The following is a 17,832-nucleotide window of genomic DNA, read 5'->3' as shown; positions in this document are numbered from 1 at the left end:
CCGAAGTGGAGCGACGCGAGGCTGGTGTCTATTGATCGCGTAGCTCACCGAAGCCGCTGGCAGCTTTGGTACCTCCGCGCAGGTGCGTGCTGAGCCAGATGCCGAGAACAGTGGCCAAATAGGGCAAAGCGAGCAGCAGGTCGTGGGGGACACGATCGCCGAAAGCCAGCTGAGCCCTGATGCCGAGAGCGCCGACAATGGCAAAGAACATGGCCGCCAGAGTCGCGCCGATGGGATGTCCGGCCCCGAATATGACCGCAGCAAACCCCATGAAGCCACGACCGGCCGTCATGTTTTGGGCAAATATCTGAAGGCTTCCCGCAGCAAGTTCAGCACCCGCCAGCGCACAAAGCACGCCGCCAACCATCAATGCAATGAGGCGCATGACAGCCGGGTTGACGCCGACACTGCGCGCAGCGAAAGGGTGCTCGCCAGCAGCAGCCAAGCGCAGGCCGAAACGAGTCCGGCGCAATATAACCCACATTGCAAAGACGATTGCAGGCATGATCAAAACAAGGATAGACAAGGAGCCGAATGATCCAAAAGCGGAACCGATGCGGGGCAGGCCAAATGGTGCGCTTACAGCCGCCTGCGTGCCGAATATGGATTGCACGGCGAGTGCAGTGCCACCCAGCCCCAAACCGGTCAGCCCCAACCCCGCGATAATCTGGTTGGCCTTGAGCTTTTCCACTACAAACCAGAACAGGATTGATCCAAGCACGCAGACGATAATTGCGCCCAGAAGGGCAAGCCAGATCGATTGTGTGAGCACAATGCCAAGAATGGTTGTGCAGGCACCTGCAATCATCAGACCTTCAAGGCCCAGATGCCAGACACCTGTTCGTTGAGCAATCACACCGGCAAGTGTTACGTAAATCAAAGGAGTGCCTGAGCGCAGAATAGCGATTACGAAGTCTTCCATATCCGTCCTCCAATTTTCGCTATCCGGTCGACGGTACTGGATTTTGCGGTGATGAAAAGAGCGATGGCTGCGTTGATAATGTCGATTGCCGAAGAGGGTAGGCCAGCCATGATGGGCAGGTAGAGAGCGGCAGACGCAAGCCCGCCAAAGAAAAGTGCCACGAAGGCCGTGCCGACAACCGAGAAGTTGGCAACGAGAGCGATCAGAATCGCGGTGAAGCCATGACCGGGTAGGAAACCACCGGTCAGCCGTCCATTTGGCCCCATGAATTCGATGGTTCCTGCAAGACCGGCAAGCGCACCGCTGAGGAGAAAACTTGCAAGTCCTATGCGCCATGTCCGCGCGCCTTGCCACTCGACCATTGTCGGATTTCGACCAGCAAGGCCGGAAACTATCCCGAAGGCGGTCCGATTAACCAGAAACCACATCGCAAGGCCGACAATAACGGCGATGATGATGATCATTGGAGACAGTCCGAGCGAGTCGCTGATCCGGTAGGCACCCGCAAGTGGACGGCTTGATGCCTGCTGTCCGGTTCCTGATGGATCTTTAAGAGGCCCGGCGGTGACATAGAGCAGGACGAGACCTGCGATAAAATTTCCCATCAGGGTAGTTATCACTTCGTCAGCACCTGATTTCAGCCGCAGAAGTCCTGGCCAAAGTGCCCAGAGTGCACCGCCTGTCATGCCCGCAAGGAAGCAGGCCGTGACAAGGACAGGTGCCGATGCGCCATTGAGCCATTCCGCCATGAAAGCGGCTGCAATGGCTCCCATGTAGAACTGGCCCTGAGCACCGATATTGAAATAGCCCGCTCGAAAGGAGACGGCTACACCCACAGCGGTGATAAACAGCGGGAGCCCCCAGCGAAGTATCTGTTGCAGTGCGCCTGGTCTGAGGAAGGCGCCATCCGCGATAGACTGAAACATCAAGGGAGCAGAATAGCCAGCGGCCTGAAAGATGATGCCGCAAAGCGCAAGACCCAGCATGATGAAGATCAGCGCACGGAAAACGGTTACGAGCCGATCGATCATCTCAGCACTCCTGTCATGGCTGCGCCGACTGCGGCAAGATCATAGGGGGGGCGGAATTCGGCGACGATGCGCCCGGACAGCATGACAATGATACGGTCCGAAATATCGAAGATTTCGTCTAGATCCGACGAGATGAACAATAAACCACAACCGCGTGCTCGCGCATTGCGCATCGAGTCCCATACAAAAGAGGTCGCGCCGATATCCAGACCACGGGTGGGCTGCGCTGCAAGAATAAGACGGGCATCTTCATCCATCTCGCGCGATAGGATTACCTTCTGGGCGTTTCCTCCCGAAAGGGAACCAGCGCGCTGTCTCACATCGGAATAACGGACATCCCATTGCTTCAAGGCGCTATCGCATTGCTTGCGAATAGCAGAGGGGCTGATAGTGGATAAAAGCGGTGTCTGAAGAAGACTTCGTGCGGACCAATTTTCCCAAAGGGAACTGGTCATGCTAAGTCCTTCAACATTCCGCTCAAAGGGAATGACGCGCAGCCCGATCGCGCGTCTTGCCGCGAGCGGGGTGTCGGTCACATTCGTGCTGTCGATGGAAATCTCACCGTTGACGATATTCGCCAATGCCGAAATTGCGCGCACCAGTGTCCTTTGTCCATTTCCCTCAATGCCCGCAACACCGATAATTTCTCCGGGACGGATGTCGAGGGTGATCCCGTCGAGCGCAGGACCTTCGGGGTCGGGTCGCGTGGAAACGTTACGCAACTTGAGGACCGGCGCCGCAGTGATGTCCGCTTGCCTTTCGGTATGCGGGAGCAGCGTTGTTCCGGTCAAAGCGGCCTTGGCTTCCGGATTGAGATTGCGGGCAGCAGCTGGCCCGATAATAAGCTCTGCCAGCCGGTTCGCATCAATCCCATTGCTGGCAAGAGGCCCATCAACGAGCTTACCGCCACGCAGAACCGTGACGGTATCTGCAATTGCCAGAACTTCTCGAATTTTGTGCAAGATAAGGATCACGGTCACGCCGCGCTCCTTGAGACGCCTCACTCGTTCGAAAAGTTTCTCGGCACCTTCAGGAGAAAGAACCGCTGTGGGTTCATCCAGGATGAGCAGCTTTGCGTCCGAAACGAGAGCTCTTGCGATTTCAACCCCTTGCTGGGTCTCGACTGGTAGGTCGCGAATGCGCTGCCTCGCACTCACCTTCACGTCGAGCGCGTCGAGGTGGAGCTGCCACCGCTTTTCAAGTTTTTCCTTTGTAAAGAATCTTCCGCCTTCCGCGCCAAACTGCATTGCTTCGGCGACCGTGAAAGAGGGGGGTAGCGCGAAGCTCTGGTGGACGAGTTCAACACCCGAACGCCGGGCATCCCTGACGTTGCCGCCTGCAAGCGGGCGACCGTCGACCTTGATCTCACCCGATGCAGGGCGAACCAGACCGGCCAGGACGCGGGCAAACGTCGTCTTGCCCGCACCATTCTGGCCGACCACCGCGTGGATCATGCCACGTTCAAAAACGGCTCCGACATTAGAGAGCGCGAGGACATGACCGTAGCGAACGGTCACGTCGCGGCATTCAAATATTGGGGGGCTAAGTTTTGTCATCGCGGCTTGATCCAGTCGAAGTTCACAGCTTTGTATTGAACGGAACCTTCAATGATCCGTTAAGAATTGCTGCTCGTGCCGCTGCAATCTCTGGCTCCACTTCCTTTGCCCTGGCAACAATGTCAGCTGGCCCCTGTTCGGCGAAGAGTGGCGACGGGATGAAGTCGATAACGCCTGTTCCCAAACCGGTATGCTCATGGGTTCCGCCAGCAAATTCGCTGCCAAATGCCTTCTTTACCTCGTTATAGAGCGAGGTTCCGAAGTCGAGGCCGACGATTGAAATTACGGATTTTGGACCTTGCGGGAATTGAGCGGGATCAAGGACGCTCACCAGACGGCCTTCCGTCTCTTTTGCTGCGGCAATGATACCGAAATCTGTTGCTGCAGCATCAGTCTGGATGAAGTCAATGCCACTTGAATACATCTGTGTCGCGATCTCCTGACCTTTTGCCGGGTCTTGAAAAGATCCTGCGAACGCGATTTTGACGGATGCATCCGGACGCACGGACAAGGCACCTGCCTTGAATGCATTATAGTCGGCATTGATTGGCGGAATGGACACGCCTCCGATGAAACCAAGCTTGCCCGACTTGCTCACGCGCGCAGCAAAAATGCCGGAGAGATAACAGCCGAGATAGTAATCATAGGACACCGTCACGACATTGGGGATTGCTGGCTCGAAGGGATCAGCGAAAAGTTGAATCCACTTGGTATCGGGGTAAGAAGGGGCGAGCGCTTTGAAGGGTTCTGCTACCTCGTTGAAGGTCGAAACGATCACTGCCGCGCCAGCATCGCCGAGAGTACGGAAAATGGTCTCATAGGTCGCCGGGTCTTGAGCGTATACGGCGCGATATTGGAACCCCAGCTCTTTGGAAAGTTGTGTGAGCCTGGCGATCATCGAGTCCACGGGACCGGCATCACCCGCTGCCTGCGTGTGAACCAGCGCGACAAGGCCGCCCGCAGCGCGCGCGTCCGTTGTCAGTCGGCCACCTGCGATTGTCATGGCGGCCAATCCGGCCGAGGCCTTGAGGAATGTGCGGCGACCGACCGGCCTATGCAACATATTCATTTCATTTGAAGTCTTGTTGGTCATGTTCCCATTTCCTTGCTCTGGAGGTTGTATATCAGCAACTTCTTATTGGGGCGGCTTCGTTTGCCGCCCGGTCGTCATCGGGGTCCAGGATTTTGGGCCCTTTTCACTTCAGACACCGCCCGTCTCAGGCGTCGGGAGAAAATGGTGCCGGATTCATAATCATCACGTCCTGACTCTGAATGGCGTCGAGAGACCAGACGCCGGAGATGAAGGCCTGCCAATCCGGGTCAGCATACATGGCTGCCCGTCTTGTCTCCCGGTCGGCAAGACTGTCATAGCGCCACATCAGAACCGTTGTGTGCAGGTGGCCGATCTCGCTGACATAGAGACCGAGAAATGTGTTAAGGTGCCGCTTCTGGATCGGCAGGCCCTCGGTCTCGTATTTTTTCAGCCAACCCTCGACTGTTCCAGGGCGAAACGTATAGGTGCGATGTTCGACGATCATATGGATGGCTCCTTGAGAATGAATTCAGCAGCCCGCTCCCCGATCATGATCGCCGGGGCATTCGTGTTGCCGCTTGAAATGATTGGCATGATCGAGGCGTCCGCGATGCGTAGGCCCTTTATGCCGTGAACTTTCAATCGAGAGTCGACAACGGCCATCTGGTCATTGCCCATTTTGCAAGTGCCGACCGGATGGAACGTCGTCATGGCATTGGCACGCAGCCACTTGGTCATTTCCGCGTCGCTTTCGACGGCGGGACCAGGAGCAAGTTCCTTGCCACGATATTTATCGAAAGCTTTCTGCTTGATGATGTAGCGGGTCATGCGGATCGCATTGATCATCGTTCGAATATCAAATTCTGTTTGCAGATAGTTCGCTGTGATGCATGGCCTGTCCATCGGATCGGCCGAGCGCAGCCTGATCTCGCCACGGCTCTCTGGATTGACCGGACCAACGCGCAATGAAAAGCCATGATTGGCCTCCACCCGCTCTTTCTTGAACGGATTTGGAAAATGCAGGTTCGCGGTTTTTTCAAGTGCCGGCATGAAGTGAAGCTGGATATCGGGTGCAACCAGGTCTTGGCGCGATTTGACGAAAGCACCGGCTTCATATGGAAAAGTCGTCGCGATTCCTTTTCCAAACAGCATGCCCTGGATCACCGACCAGGTAAGCTTGTCGGCGCGCAGGTCCGAATAGAGTGTGACCGGCTCCCGGCACTCATAGGACATGACGCAATCAACATGATCCTGAAGGTTTTTGCCTACACCGGGAAGGTCCTGGACGACCGAAATATTATGCTGCGCAAGTTCGTCCGCCGCGCCGATTCCCGACAGCATGAGAATTTGCGGTGAGTTGACGACACCGGCAGACAGGATCACCTCACGGTCTGCATAGACTTGCGAAATATTGCCTTTCCGAGTGAACTCGACGCCGATAGCCCGGCCATTTTCGATGAGGATACGCCTTGCATGGGCGCGCGAAATGATCGTCAGGTTCGAGCGTTTCCTGGCTGGGCGCAGAAAGGCATAAGCCGCCGAGCAGCGTTTGCCCTTGGCGATGGTGAAGTCGTAGCGACCGAAACCTTCCTGTTCGCCACCGTTGAAATCGTCATTGTGAGGATATCCGGCCTGTCCGCCTGCCTCGTTGAAAACATCCAGCAGGCTGTTCCAGCCGCGTGCCCGGCAGACCGTCAGTTCACCTTCGGAATTGTGGTAGGCGCCATTGCGTTGCACGTGGTTCTCGGAGCGGAGGAATGCCGGCAGTACTTCATCGTATGACCATCCCGCTGCGCCAATCTGCGCCCAGCGATCATAGTCGTGACGGTTGCCGCGAACATAGATCATGCCATTGATCGTGGATGTTCCGCCAAGTACTTTGCCACGAGGCCAATAGAGAGAGCGTCCGTTCAGATGCCGCTCCGGCTCAGTGTGATAGTGCCAGTTATAGATGCCCGAATGAAATAGCTTGCCCATAAGCATGGGCAGCCGAAACAATGGGTTGAGATCCCGCCCGCCCGCTTCAAGCAAAAGTACCTTGTTGGAAGGATCGGCGGACAGGCGGTTTGCCAGGACGCAACCTGCCGAACCGGCGCCTATGATTATGAAATCGAATGTTTTCGTTGACACCATGGTTACCACGCGATGGGACGAGCGCCCATCTCCTTCAAAGAGTCGTTGCAAAGAATGAATGGATTGGGTCTAGAAAGGACGGCATCGGCATAGGCTGGATGTTCCCGCAAGATGCAGCGCAGATTTCCATTGGCAGACTCGTCAATGCCAGCGTCTGCCAGTACGTCTGCTGCGGCGCCACCAAAACCGAGGAACACCAACGGCTTGCCCTTGGAGGCGAGGACACGCAGGGTTTCCACAATCAGCGGATGCCAGAGTCGCAGATGGCCCTTCGTCTGATGCTCATCCATATTCACTTTGAAACGGGTGAGCGTGAGCGAGGCATTCAGAAGCAGAACGCCATTTGAGACCCAGCGGTCCGCTATAGCGGATGGATGTTCGATGTCGACTGTACCGTTTTCCATGGCCGCAAGTGTCTTCGGCCAGTCTTCGAAGCTGCGGGCGTAAGATAGATCGCCTGTTCGCGCTGCCACGATCATCTGCATATAGGCCCGAATGCTCTTGGAAAACATCTTGTCAAGTTCGTTCCAACCCGCAAGATTCCCGGCTTCAAAGGCACGTCCGGTAGCAAACCCGGGTTCGGGGTAGGGGTCTTGACCCAGAATGACACAATGAACGTCGTCGGGTTTAATTCCTTCAAATGCCCTCAGGCAGTGCGCGCCGGCAGGCATTCCGGGAAAATGCTTTTCGAGACGAACGGGGAAAATAGGCTCCCAGACCTCCAGCTCGAGTTCGGGCGCTATCGCTTCGATGTCAGGCCCCGCATGCCCGATCAGCAAACGCCATGGTGCAGTCAGGTCAGCGGACCAATCTGACAGAAATTCCTCCATGGCGGCTCTTAACGATATTGGCATCCCCACGTCCCCCAACTGATCGACTCTGGCAGGCGTGTTCAGAAACCTGACCGTTTTGTCAGCTTTTCATGAAAAAACTTGACCAAATTGTCAACTTCTTTTTTATTGGCACCACGATTCTTTGCGGACCATTCAATGGGAAAGACGCACCACCAAAGCAAAAAGGGGTGTTGACGTGGGCGATTATTCAGACACACCTTATGGAAAATAACGGGATACCAATGGCAGAAGAACTTAGCGCAACCCATGCCGCCGCTGAAAAAGGGCTTACATTGCAGGCCGCGTCGGATGAGCCGATCAGAGCACGCAATGTGCTCAAGATCTTGACTGCCGCTGTCGAGATATTCTCGCGCAAAGGCCTTGATGGCGCCCGCATCGTTGAAATCGCCAAGGCTTCGGGTCTGCCAAAGGGCAATGTCTATTATTATTTCTCGTCCAAAGAGGAGATCTACACCGCTGCCATAGATCACCTGATCCACAGTTGGGATGATGCATTCCGGCATATTTGCGCCGATCGTGAGCCCGGTGATGCGATCGAGGCCTATGTGCGCGCAAAGCTGGACAATGCCAGGGAAAATGCCGCGGAGACGCGTCTTTTCGCAAATGAGATACTGCAGGGAGCTGAGCATCTTTCGGTTGCGGCACGCGACCACATGCGAACTGTTACGTCCGAGAAGGCGAGAGTAATCGATGCATGGGCGGCGGCTGGAAAGATCGAGAAAATCGATGCCCGCCACCTGTTCATTCTGTTGTGGTCGGTAACGCAGTTCTATGCCGAGTTCGAGGCTCTGGCCTGTGATGCGCTTAATGTCAGCGAATTAAAGGCCATGGACTACGATATGGCTGCGAAGACGATCACGCAGACGGTATTGAGGGGGCTTCTGCCCCGTCATCATGATGATTCAGCAAAGGCGAGATAGTCTGCATCGGCTTAACTGAGCCGCTAGAACCGCGACTCTGGGCCGTTATGGGACCAATCAAAACGCTCTAATATCGACGGTCTAACGCGCGCCAACTCAAGATCAAGGATCGATCAGCCACTTCGCTAATCACGCACAGTGGCCGATTTCATAAGAGCGGTTTATTTTCAGCGGCGTGGCAGCAGTTTCTGTACCTCGTCTGCGGCGTTGTTCAATGCCTCTTCCGGCGTTGCTGTCTGTTCCACGACGCGCGACAGATTATCGACGATTGTCTGGGTCACCTTCACGCCGTTTGATCCTGGAAACGCATACCAGGGTATCATCAGGTTCATCTGGTTAAGACCAGCCTGAAACAACGGGTTCTGTTTGTAGAAATCAGCCAGATATTCGGGTGACTTCGCGGCAAGCTCATTATTGGGTACGTAACCCGTTCCCGGAACGACTACCGATGCGCCATAGGGCCCGGCGGCAAACTTTGCAAACTTCCACGCAGCTGTCTGCTTTGCTATATCCTTCGTCAGGATTACCACCGCATTGCCGCCCGTCGGGAGACGCCCTTTTTCGGGATTGAGAAGCGGCAATGGACCGGTGCGCAAATCAAACTTGCTGCCGACATTCTTGATCGTGTTGCGCAAGGCGCCTGTGGTCTGAAATGTAAAGCCAACCTTACCGGCGACGAAGGCCTGCTCGCCTGCCTGTTTTGTCAGGACCGGCATTCCACCTTCCTTGGCCAGACGGCTGACGAGGTTAAATGCAGCAACACCTTCGGGGCCATTGAAGGCAACTTTCTTTTCATCGGGAGAAAGCATGGTGCCGCCCGCACCAAAAAGCAGCGCGGAGAACATCCAATCATCCCCTTGCCAGCGAAAATCGATGCCCTCATTACCGTTTCCGAGCGCCTTGACCTTCGCTCCAAGCGCGATGACCTCGTCCCATGTTTTTGGAGGCTGATCGGGATTGCCACCCACTTGCCGGATGAGATCGGCATTGTAGTACATGATGGGGTTTGAGGTGGCGAAGGCGAGACCCACCTGCCGATCGCCAACCTGGGCCAGGCGAAGGATATTGTCGCTGAAGCCTTGGGCGGCCATGTCGGTCTCTTTGGCAATCAGTGGCGTCATGTCCACGTTCACACCGCGTTCGGCAATCATGCGGAGCCGGTTGAGGCCGATAAAGGTGATATCAGGCATTTCAGCAGTGCCTGCCTGACGCAAGATCGTCTGAATACCTTCTTCGTAGGTGGCCGAAGGGCTGACAAAACTGATCTTGATGTCAGGGTTTTCCTCCATGAATTTCTTGGAGATAACATCCATTACATCCTTGAAAAAACCCGGCATCGGGTAATGCACATTCAGCGTTGTCTCTGCGAATGCGGGTATGCTGAAAACAGTGGCGATGGCGGCAGCCGTAATCGTCTTTCGGAAAAAGCTCATTATTATCTCCTGGTCTTGGGAATGATCAGCCTTTGAGGCCGGTGAGAGTGATGCCTTCTATGAAGCGCCGTTGTGCCAGCAGAAATGCTGCGACAAGCGGCAGGGTAATGATGAGGGTTGCGGCCATCAGCGCGCCGTAGTCGTCACCTGCCTCTGCTGCACGGAAAAATAGCAAACCAAGCGGGGGGGGCGCCCGTTCCGTGCCGGTGATCACGATCAGCGGCCAGAACAGATCATTCCAATGGGCAACGACCGAGAAAATCGCAAAGGCGGTCACTGCGGGCCATGCATTGGGCACTATTACGCGGTTGACGATGGCCAGTTCCGACATCCCGTCGAGGCGGGCAGCCGCGATCAGGTCATCGGGCATGGCGCGGAAGAATTGCAGAAAAAGAAAGATGCCAAAGACCGATATGAAGAACGGTGCCGACAGGGCGAAGTAGCTGTTGAGCATGCCGGCCTTGTTCAATGCGACGTAGATGGGCAACGCGGTTGCATGAATGGGAATGAGCAATCCGAGCATGACGAGGGTCATCATGGTCTGGGCCGCGCGGAATCTCAGCTTCGCCATGGCGTAGGCGCATGGTATCGCAATGACCACCTGAAAGAAGAAGATCAGCGCGCACACGATCACTCCATTAAGCAGGAGTTGCTCCATAGGCACTCGCAAGAAGGCTTTGCCGAGATTTTCCCACAAAGCCCAGTTTTGCGGCAGCAATGTCAGCGAGGATGAGAAGATTTCCTCGCGTGATTTGGCTGCGGTTGAAATCATCCAGATATAGGGAGCAAGGAAAAGGAGGGCTCCGGCTGACAGGATGCCGAGACGCAGATTACGCATGGAGAACAGAGCAACGTTTTTCATGTGTAATGCACCCGCCGGTCCAAAACCCGATATTGGATGAGCATAAGAACGATCAGGAAGGCCAGGAAAATGACAGTCATAGCGGAAGCATAGCCTACACGCAGAAAGACAAATCCCTCCTGATAAATGGTAAAAAGCAGAACCTCCGAGCTCTTGTTCGGACCGCCCTCGGTCAGGGTTTTGACGGTCTCGAAAACCTTGACCGCATTGATGACACTGATTGTGGTGACGAACAGCGTTGTTGGCCCCAGCATTGGCCATGTGACGAGACGAAAACGCTCCCAGCTGCCCTTGGCGCCATCGACTTCCGCTGCCGCGTAAAGCTCGCGCGGGATTGCCGTCAGGCCCGCAAGGAACAGCACCATGTTAAAGCCGACCGACTGCCAGATGCCAATGATTGCCAAACTGAAAAGCACGGTGCTGCTGCTGCCGAGCCAGTTTGGTCCTGCGATACCGATCATGGAAAGGATGGCGTTGACCGGGCCGATTGTCGGATGAAGCAGATACTGGAACACGGTTGCCATGGCGACAAGTAGCGAAGCAACGGGCAGAAAGTATACTGTACGGAAGAAGGTCCGCCCGCGTGTTTCCCCTTCAATCAACAGGGCGACGGCGAGGCCGATAAACACGGAAAACGGCGTGACGATTGCCGTATAAATGGCGGTGTTCTTGAGTGAGATCAGGAACGTCCGGTCACGGACCAACTCGATATAGTTGCCGAAGCCGATAAACTGGAAGTCGTCATAGCCCAGTTCGTAATTTGTCAGGCTGAAAACTAATACAGCGAGTGTCGGCAGCAGGATCAGAACGACAATGAGAACTATCGCCGGGGCGGCCAGCTGCCATGCTACCCTTTCCTCGCGCCTGGCTGCGCGGATCGCTGCCTGCCTTGCAGAAGAGCAATTGTCCTGAAGCGGTGTCGCCAACTCACGCATTGACGGCAATCCTTGCCGGGGTTCGCAAGGGAAGGCGCGATCCGTCCTGACCGAACACCAGACAAGCACCCTTGTCGATCTGCAGTATAATCGGCGAGCCCACGCCAAGGTGCGCGATGTCGGCAGGGGCGGCCTTGACAACAAGGCCTTCATCGATGCCAGCCGTGTCTGCCGTCACCAACACTTCGGAGCCCAGAAACTCCAACCGTGAGACTGTCGCCGCAACGCCCTTTGAGCCGGGGGACCTCAATTTTATACGCTCTGGCCTGATCCCGACGTGGACTGATGTTCCCACCGGCCCCGTGACACCTTCAAGGATTGCCTTGCCGCCAAAAAAGATGGTGCCATTCTCGGATGTAATGGCGCTGATAATATTGATACGTGGGCTGCCAACGAATTTCGCGACTTCGATATGGCGCGGGTCGTCATAGATACGTGACGGAGAATCGAACTGCAGCACCTTGCCGCCCATCATTACCGCGACACGGTCAGCCATGCTCAATGCTTCGGACTGGTCATGGGTGACGTATATGGTGGGGACGCCGGCGCGCCGATGCAGATCGACAATCTCGGCACGTGTGTGGACGCGCAGATTGGCGTCAAGGTTGGAAAGCGGTTCGTCCATCAGGAAGACGCCGGGTTGCCGGACAAGTGCCCGGGCCAAGGCGACGCGCTGACGCTGGCCACCGGACATTTGGCCAGGCTTGCGTTCGAGGAGATGGTCAATCTGAAGGCTTGTTGCTGTGGTAAACACCTGCTGTTTGATCGCCGCTTGAGCGGTGGCACGGCCGGAGACGAAACGGCCGATGAACGGCATCCGCTGTAGCAAGGAAAGATTGCGCATGGCGAGCGGCACCGCGATATTCTGTGCGGCAGTCAGGTGCGGATAAAGTGCGTAGGACTGGAAAACCATTGCCACATTGCGGTCAGCGGGATGATCGGCTGTAATCTCCCGCTCGCCCATCCAGATGCTGCCGGTATCGCCGTGATCCAGACCGGCGGCAATGCGCAGCAAGGTACTCTTGCCACAGCCGGATGGACCGACAAGCGCGATAAATTCGCCTTCTTCTGCTTCAATGCTGACATCGTTCAGTATACTGTTTGCGCCGTAGGATTTGGAGATATGCCTGAGGGCGAACGCGCTCATATGGTTGTCTCCGCCGTCGGCGCCTTCTTTGCGCGCGGATAGACCTCTTCGATGACATCATCGAGTACGAAACGGGACAAGGTATCGATTTCGACGATCTCGCTTTTCACGGTGTCCGTGAGTGTGTGGATCGCCGCACCAAGAATGCGCGCGCCGGGCATGTCGCGCTCCATATCTCCGACGATGAACGAGGACGCAGGGGCCCAGACAAGGCTGGTATTGTTGTGCATGCCTTGCCAGCCACGATGCAAATGCCCGCTGGCATGGAGGGCGACATCATATTCCGCAAAGAGATCCAGAAGTTTTTGGCGCGGAGCGGGACGAATGCTCCAATAGCCCGTTTCGCCTTCATCGGCTGTATCGACGAAGAGTGGCTTGTGCGCGAAGACAGCAATGCGGCGCGCTTCAGCGTCGGCAAGCGCAACTTCAAGCCAATCGAATTGCTCTTCTTCTTCCGGACTGTCAGCACCCAGGATGAGACTGTTCAGGCCGATCAACCGCCAGTGTTTGCTGTCGTAAGTCCAGCGGTCCGGTCCAACCATCTCACGCCAGCGGTCAATCCGGGTTGCATTAACCGGCTGTGCACTTCCGGGCATGTGACCAATATCGTGATTGCCGGGCAGACTGAGAACCGGAGCAGAAATTTCGTTCAGCAGTTTGGCCGAGAAGGCAAGATCGTCCTCAATATCAGCCCCATCAACAGCCAGGTCGCCCGTATGAATAACCAGATCCGGATTCTGGTCTGTGACCCATTGGGCCAATGGTGACCAGTTCGCGTTGAAATGCGGTTTGGACGGGCTGAGGTGAGTGTCAGTGATCTGGATGATCCGCACGGGATATCTCTCTTTAAAAATCAAATGTGAAGGCGCGAATGCGTTGCGGCAGACAGGGGAAATACAATTCAAGCATACCCCGTCCAGCGCGGGGTCTTCATAGGCTTGGTCTGTGACAGCTGCGTTTCAGGCTAATGACAATTCGATGAATGCGGTTACGATCGGAAATCGCCCAATGCAGCCGCTGGATTTGCACAAACGCCGAATTCCGGGAGATAGTGGCAAGATTTCAAGTATTAAATTTGCAGGGTCAGGCGTTCGGTTCCGCTCAAGGCGATCCTAACGTCTGCTTCTAGCCGATATCGTTGAAAAGCGCGGTATTGCTGGAGCTGGCATGTTGTGATGCAATCGTCGCATTGACTTGCGGAGGATTGAGCGACGACCGGATGTCAGACAGCTCCAGCGCAGCTCGTCTACGACTTCTGCCTCGATGATCATGTCTCTGCAGACCATATGCGTTGCGAGTGGGGCGGACAGGGGACTTGATGAGGCCGATCAACTGACCGGCTGAACCGGTTGGGTACGATCTACGCCTGCGGCTTGCCAATGCGTTTAAGCAAGAGTGTAACTGCGGAGGGTATTGGTGCGATGACAGGCGCCAAGAACCGTTGGCTTAACCAGTGCGCAACTTGACCCAGCGGTCCGCCGCCAACAATAACGGCTTCTGCTCCATCATGCAGAAAACATTTTTCAACGGCACTGAACAAAGCACTTTTCAGCCTTTCCTTGTTGGCGACAAGCGCTTCAGGTTCTCCCTGTGTCAGCCGCGTTCCGGTAAACAGATGACCGACGCCAAGACTCCCGGCCTTTGCGGCAAAGCTGCTAACCAAACCGGGCGTAATGGTTGCGATCCCGAAGCGCCGACCCTTCATGGAGGCGTCGAGCATGCTCGCCTCGCATATGCCAACCACCGGAAAGGTGACCAGATTGCGCAGGATGTCGATGCCTGGATCACCGAATGCTCCAATGATAATGCCATCCAAACGGTCGTTTTCTTCTAGCGCCATTTCAGTGACACCAGACGCAGAAGCAGCCAATTGGCCTTCATTCAGGATCATCGGGACACCGCGCTTTGCAGTGACACCTTCAATAACAAAGCCGGGTGGGAGCGCATCGCGTGCGATCGCAACCATCATCGCTGTCGTCTCTGTTGATGTATTTGGGTTTATCAAACGTACGCATGGCATATTCTGAGGCGTTCTCCCATAAGCTGCGCAGCTCCCTTCATTTGGTCGTATGGTCGTTTGTCGAACGAGACTAACCAGGATGAATGCAGGCAACGTGCCTGTCATGGTGGTGTGTAATAAGGGTGGGTACCGCTATTCGACATCCTTCGGCGGCTTTCTCGCATCGTGGTGCGAAGGCGCAGCCAGGCGGCAGGTTGGTAAGGTCAGGAGGCGAGCCGGGAATTGTGATCAGCCGATCACGACCATGTGCCAGTTCCACCCGCGCGCCGAGAAGGCCCTTGGTGTATGGATGACGGGGCGCGGAAATAATATCGGCCACCTTACCTTCCTCAACGATGCGCCCGGCGTACATAACTGCAATGCGATCGGCAATTTCCGCTGCCACGCCGATGTCATGTGTCACAAAAATAACCGAAAGACCGTATTCGCGTTGTAGCTCACGGACCAGCAGCAAAATCTGTATCTGCACAGTTGCATCGAGCGCCGTCGTGGGCTCATCTGCCAGAAGCACCTTCGGATTGCAGGCGATTGCCATGGCAATCATGGAGCGTTGAAGCATGCCGCCTGACATTTCGTGGGGATATGTATCGAGCCGCCGCTCTGGCGAAGGGATTCGAACTTTCTGGAATAGTGAGAGCGCGCGGTCTCTGGCGCCAGCGCGGCTGACCTTTTCGTGTCGCTGTATGGTCTCCGTGATTTGATCGCCAATTGTATAGACCGGATCAAGGGCCAGACGAGGTTCCTGGAACACCATGGAAACTGCCCGCCCACGCAGATTGCCAAGTTCTTGCTTTGACATGCCCAACACATCTTGCCCGGCGATATTGATTGATCCTTCGATCAATGTGCCCGGAGGATGCAACCTTAGAAGCGAGCGCATGGTCACGCTCTTCCCGGAACCGGACTCGCCGAGAAGGGCAACGACCTCGCCTGGGCGAACTGCAAGACTAACTCCACTGACAGCCTTGACTGGCTTGCGGCCACGCCAGAAGGTTACCGACAGATTTTTGATATCGATCATCGGCGCAACCTCAGACATGCTTCATTCCTCCATCATAGGCGCGGCTGTGACCTGAGCCTGGAAGGGACATCAGACAAGCGGTTTTGTGCGTATCACCAAACAATGGCGGCAGGGCTTTAGTACAGATAGGCTCGGCAAAGGAACATCGCGTATGAAACCGGCAGCCTGATGGAGGATCGATCGGGTTGGGCGGATCTCCGGCAAGCGGCGCCTCGGTTGTTCGCTTGGCCGGATCCGCCTTGGGCATGGATGCTAAAAGTGCAGCCGAATAGGGATGACGGGTCGCCTCGAACACGGCATCCCGGGTCCCGATTTCCGCGACCCTGCCAAGATACATCACCATGACCCGGTCCACCATAAAGCGGACAACATTCAGGTCGTGGGAGATAAAAAGATAGGTGAGGCCAAAATCTCGCTTAAGGTCGAGTAATAGGTTCAACACCTGCGCCTCGACCGATTTGTCGAGAGCCGAAACTGCTTCGTCGAGAATAACAAGACGCGGTTCCAGAGCCAGAGCCCTGGCAATGTTAACCCGTTGGCGCTGACCGCCAGAAAGCTCGTGCGGATAACGACCAGCAAAACGTCTCGGTTCCAGACCCACGCGATCAAGCAAATCGTGGGTTCGTGCCAAGGCTTTGTTTGCCGATACACCATGGATGCGCGGTCCGAAGCTGATCGAATCCTCAATCGTTAGCCGCGGGTTTAGCGAAGCATAGCTATCCTGAAACACCATCTGAACCTGTCGGCGATAGTCGGGGAGTGGGAGTGTGCCACCTACTGTCTCGCCGTCGAAGAGAATTTCACCTTTGTCTTGCTTGATCAATTGCATCAAGAGGCGTGCCGTCGTGGACTTGCCGCATCCGCTCTCGCCAACAACACCGAGCGTTTCACCTTTAAGAATATCAAAATCAATCCCGTCGACAGCGCGAACGACCCGCTTGGTCTGGAACAGTCCCTGGCCTTTCACCGGGAAATGTCTCTGCAGATCCCGGACGGAAATCAGTGGTTGAGCGGGGCCACCACGATCTCTGGGGTCCGTATCCGGTGAGGAAGCGGAAAGACCGAGTACGCTCATGACTTTACATCCATGGCCTTGCGCAGCCCGTCAGAGAAAAGATTGAAGCAGATTGATGTGAAAAAGATCATCACCCCGGGCAAAGCTGCCACATAGGGATTGGTATAGATTGCAGTGCGCAATGTATTGAGCATCAGCCCCCACTCGGCGTCCGGGGGTCGAACCCCAAGACCCAGGAAAGACAAGCCAGAGGCGAGGATCATCGATACAGAAATGAGACTTGTGGCGAAGACGAAGATCGGCCCAAGCACATTACCAAGAATGTGGACCGTGATGATCGTCAACGGTCCCGCTCCTGAAGCACGCGCGGCGTCGACATAATCGAGGTTACGCACTTGAGTGGTAACGCTTTCTGCAACGCGCGCGATCTGCGGAATGAAAACCACCGTCAAGGATACGAGCGCATTGGTAAGACCCGAGCCGAGTGCACCTGACAACGCGACCGCCAGCAAAACCGAGGGAAAAGCATAGAACACGTCAATCGTCCGCATGATGAGGCTATTGGCGATGCCACCAGCATAGCCCGCAATGATTCCAATTGCTGAGCCAATAACAAAGGCGACGGGAACCGGAATGACCCCCATAACAAGAGAAAGCCGCGCTCCGTAGATCAGCCTGGAAAGGATATCGCGCCCGAGTTCGTCCGTTCCAAGGATATAGCCTGGGGTGCCGATGGGTTTCAAACGCCGGATAATACTTGCCTTGGTAGGGTCGTAGGGCGCCAGATAGGGTGCGAAAAGTGCAACCAAGATGAGGATGAGTATAAGACCGAGCGCGATCACGGCAATCGGATCACGGCGGAGCCGATGAAATACACCACTCCAAAAACCCGCAGACCGGACTATCGCCGGAGGCGCAAACACAAGGGCAGACGAAGGGTTGGCATCCAT

The 17,832-nt window shown here is 55.6% G+C and carries 17 protein-coding genes; 1 reads left to right on the top strand and 16 read right to left on the bottom strand.

Features of this window, described 5'->3' with window-relative positions:
• Positions 1-28: 28 nt before the first annotated feature.
• The 7 genes from AC6CHM_RS17620 to AC6CHM_RS17590 all read right to left on the bottom strand — a co-directional run bounded on the left by AC6CHM_RS17620 (position 29) and on the right by AC6CHM_RS17590 (position 7,529).
• Positions 29-922 carry an ABC transporter permease subunit gene (locus AC6CHM_RS17620; protein WP_115055690.1) on the bottom strand — a complete coding sequence of 298 codons (894 nt, stop codon included), beginning with the start codon at positions 920-922 and terminating at the stop codon, positions 29-31.
• On the bottom strand, positions 907-1,953 hold the full coding sequence (locus tag AC6CHM_RS17615) for an ABC transporter permease (protein WP_498173871.1): 1,047 nt from the start codon (positions 1,951-1,953) through the stop codon (positions 907-909). The genes AC6CHM_RS17620 and AC6CHM_RS17615 overlap by 16 nt, the downstream gene beginning before the upstream one ends.
• On the bottom strand, positions 1,950-3,509 hold the full coding sequence (locus tag AC6CHM_RS17610) for an ABC transporter ATP-binding protein (RefSeq protein WP_498173870.1): 1,560 nt from the start codon (positions 3,507-3,509) through the stop codon (positions 1,950-1,952). Before AC6CHM_RS17610 ends, AC6CHM_RS17615 begins: the two co-directional genes overlap by 4 nt.
• 22 nt (positions 3,510-3,531) lie before the next feature.
• On the bottom strand, positions 3,532-4,602 hold the full coding sequence (locus AC6CHM_RS17605; protein ID WP_498173869.1) for a BMP family ABC transporter substrate-binding protein: 1,071 nt from the start codon (positions 4,600-4,602) through the stop codon (positions 3,532-3,534).
• Positions 4,603-4,726: 124 nt separating this feature from the next.
• Positions 4,727-5,047, bottom strand: a complete 321-nt coding sequence (locus AC6CHM_RS17600; RefSeq protein WP_336441749.1) for an NIPSNAP family protein — start codon at positions 5,045-5,047, stop codon at positions 4,727-4,729.
• Positions 5,044-6,675, bottom strand: a complete 1,632-nt coding sequence (locus AC6CHM_RS17595; RefSeq protein ID WP_498173868.1) for a GMC family oxidoreductase — start codon at positions 6,673-6,675, stop codon at positions 5,044-5,046. Before AC6CHM_RS17595 ends, AC6CHM_RS17600 begins: the two co-directional genes overlap by 4 nt.
• Positions 6,676-6,677: 2 nt before the next feature.
• Positions 6,678-7,529 (bottom strand): uracil-DNA glycosylase family protein, encoded by an 852-nt coding sequence (locus AC6CHM_RS17590; protein WP_354347404.1) that lies wholly within the window; start codon positions 7,527-7,529, stop codon positions 6,678-6,680.
• A gap of 221 nt (positions 7,530-7,750) precedes the next feature.
• On the opposite strand from AC6CHM_RS17590, the gene AC6CHM_RS17585 reads away from it, so the two are divergent.
• Positions 7,751-8,449 (top strand): TetR/AcrR family transcriptional regulator, encoded by a 699-nt coding sequence (locus AC6CHM_RS17585; RefSeq protein WP_354347405.1) that lies wholly within the window; start codon positions 7,751-7,753, stop codon positions 8,447-8,449.
• A 167-nt stretch (positions 8,450-8,616) separates the two neighbouring features.
• On the opposite strand, the gene AC6CHM_RS17580 is transcribed toward AC6CHM_RS17585, so the two are convergent.
• The 9 genes from AC6CHM_RS17580 to AC6CHM_RS17540 all read right to left on the bottom strand — a co-directional run bounded on the left by AC6CHM_RS17580 (position 8,617) and on the right by AC6CHM_RS17540 (position 17,832).
• On the bottom strand, positions 8,617-9,882 hold the full coding sequence (locus AC6CHM_RS17580) for an ABC transporter substrate-binding protein (protein WP_498173867.1): 1,266 nt from the start codon (positions 9,880-9,882) through the stop codon (positions 8,617-8,619).
• Positions 9,883-9,907: 25 nt separating this feature from the next.
• Positions 9,908-10,744 carry a carbohydrate ABC transporter permease gene (locus AC6CHM_RS17575; protein ID WP_498173866.1) on the bottom strand — a complete coding sequence of 279 codons (837 nt, stop codon included), beginning with the start codon at positions 10,742-10,744 and terminating at the stop codon, positions 9,908-9,910.
• Entirely contained in the window at positions 10,741-11,679 is a 939-nt protein-coding gene (locus AC6CHM_RS17570) for a carbohydrate ABC transporter permease (RefSeq protein WP_498173865.1), read from the bottom strand. The genes AC6CHM_RS17575 and AC6CHM_RS17570 overlap by 4 nt, the downstream gene beginning before the upstream one ends.
• A complete protein-coding gene (locus tag AC6CHM_RS17565; protein WP_498173864.1) occupies positions 11,672-12,826 on the bottom strand; it encodes an ABC transporter ATP-binding protein in 1,155 nt (384 codons plus the stop codon). The genes AC6CHM_RS17570 and AC6CHM_RS17565 overlap by 8 nt, the downstream gene beginning before the upstream one ends.
• Positions 12,823-13,659 (bottom strand): metallophosphoesterase family protein, encoded by an 837-nt coding sequence (locus AC6CHM_RS17560; protein ID WP_498173863.1) that lies wholly within the window; start codon positions 13,657-13,659, stop codon positions 12,823-12,825. The genes AC6CHM_RS17565 and AC6CHM_RS17560 overlap by 4 nt, the downstream gene beginning before the upstream one ends.
• 527 nt (positions 13,660-14,186) lie before the next feature.
• Positions 14,187-14,846 carry an aspartate/glutamate racemase family protein gene (locus tag AC6CHM_RS17555; protein WP_498173862.1) on the bottom strand — a complete coding sequence of 220 codons (660 nt, stop codon included), beginning with the start codon at positions 14,844-14,846 and terminating at the stop codon, positions 14,187-14,189.
• A 70-nt stretch (positions 14,847-14,916) separates the two neighbouring features.
• A complete protein-coding gene (locus AC6CHM_RS17550; RefSeq protein ID WP_336441758.1) occupies positions 14,917-15,885 on the bottom strand; it encodes an ABC transporter ATP-binding protein in 969 nt (322 codons plus the stop codon).
• Positions 15,878-16,942 (bottom strand): ABC transporter ATP-binding protein, encoded by a 1,065-nt coding sequence (locus tag AC6CHM_RS17545; protein WP_336441759.1) that lies wholly within the window; start codon positions 16,940-16,942, stop codon positions 15,878-15,880. The genes AC6CHM_RS17550 and AC6CHM_RS17545 overlap by 8 nt, the downstream gene beginning before the upstream one ends.
• Entirely contained in the window at positions 16,939-17,832 is an 894-nt protein-coding gene (locus AC6CHM_RS17540; RefSeq protein WP_336441760.1) for an ABC transporter permease, read from the bottom strand. The genes AC6CHM_RS17545 and AC6CHM_RS17540 overlap by 4 nt, the downstream gene beginning before the upstream one ends.

Source organism: Phyllobacterium sp. GQ127 (assembly GCF_059758635.1).
This window is presented reverse-complemented; position numbering and strand designations above follow the sequence as displayed.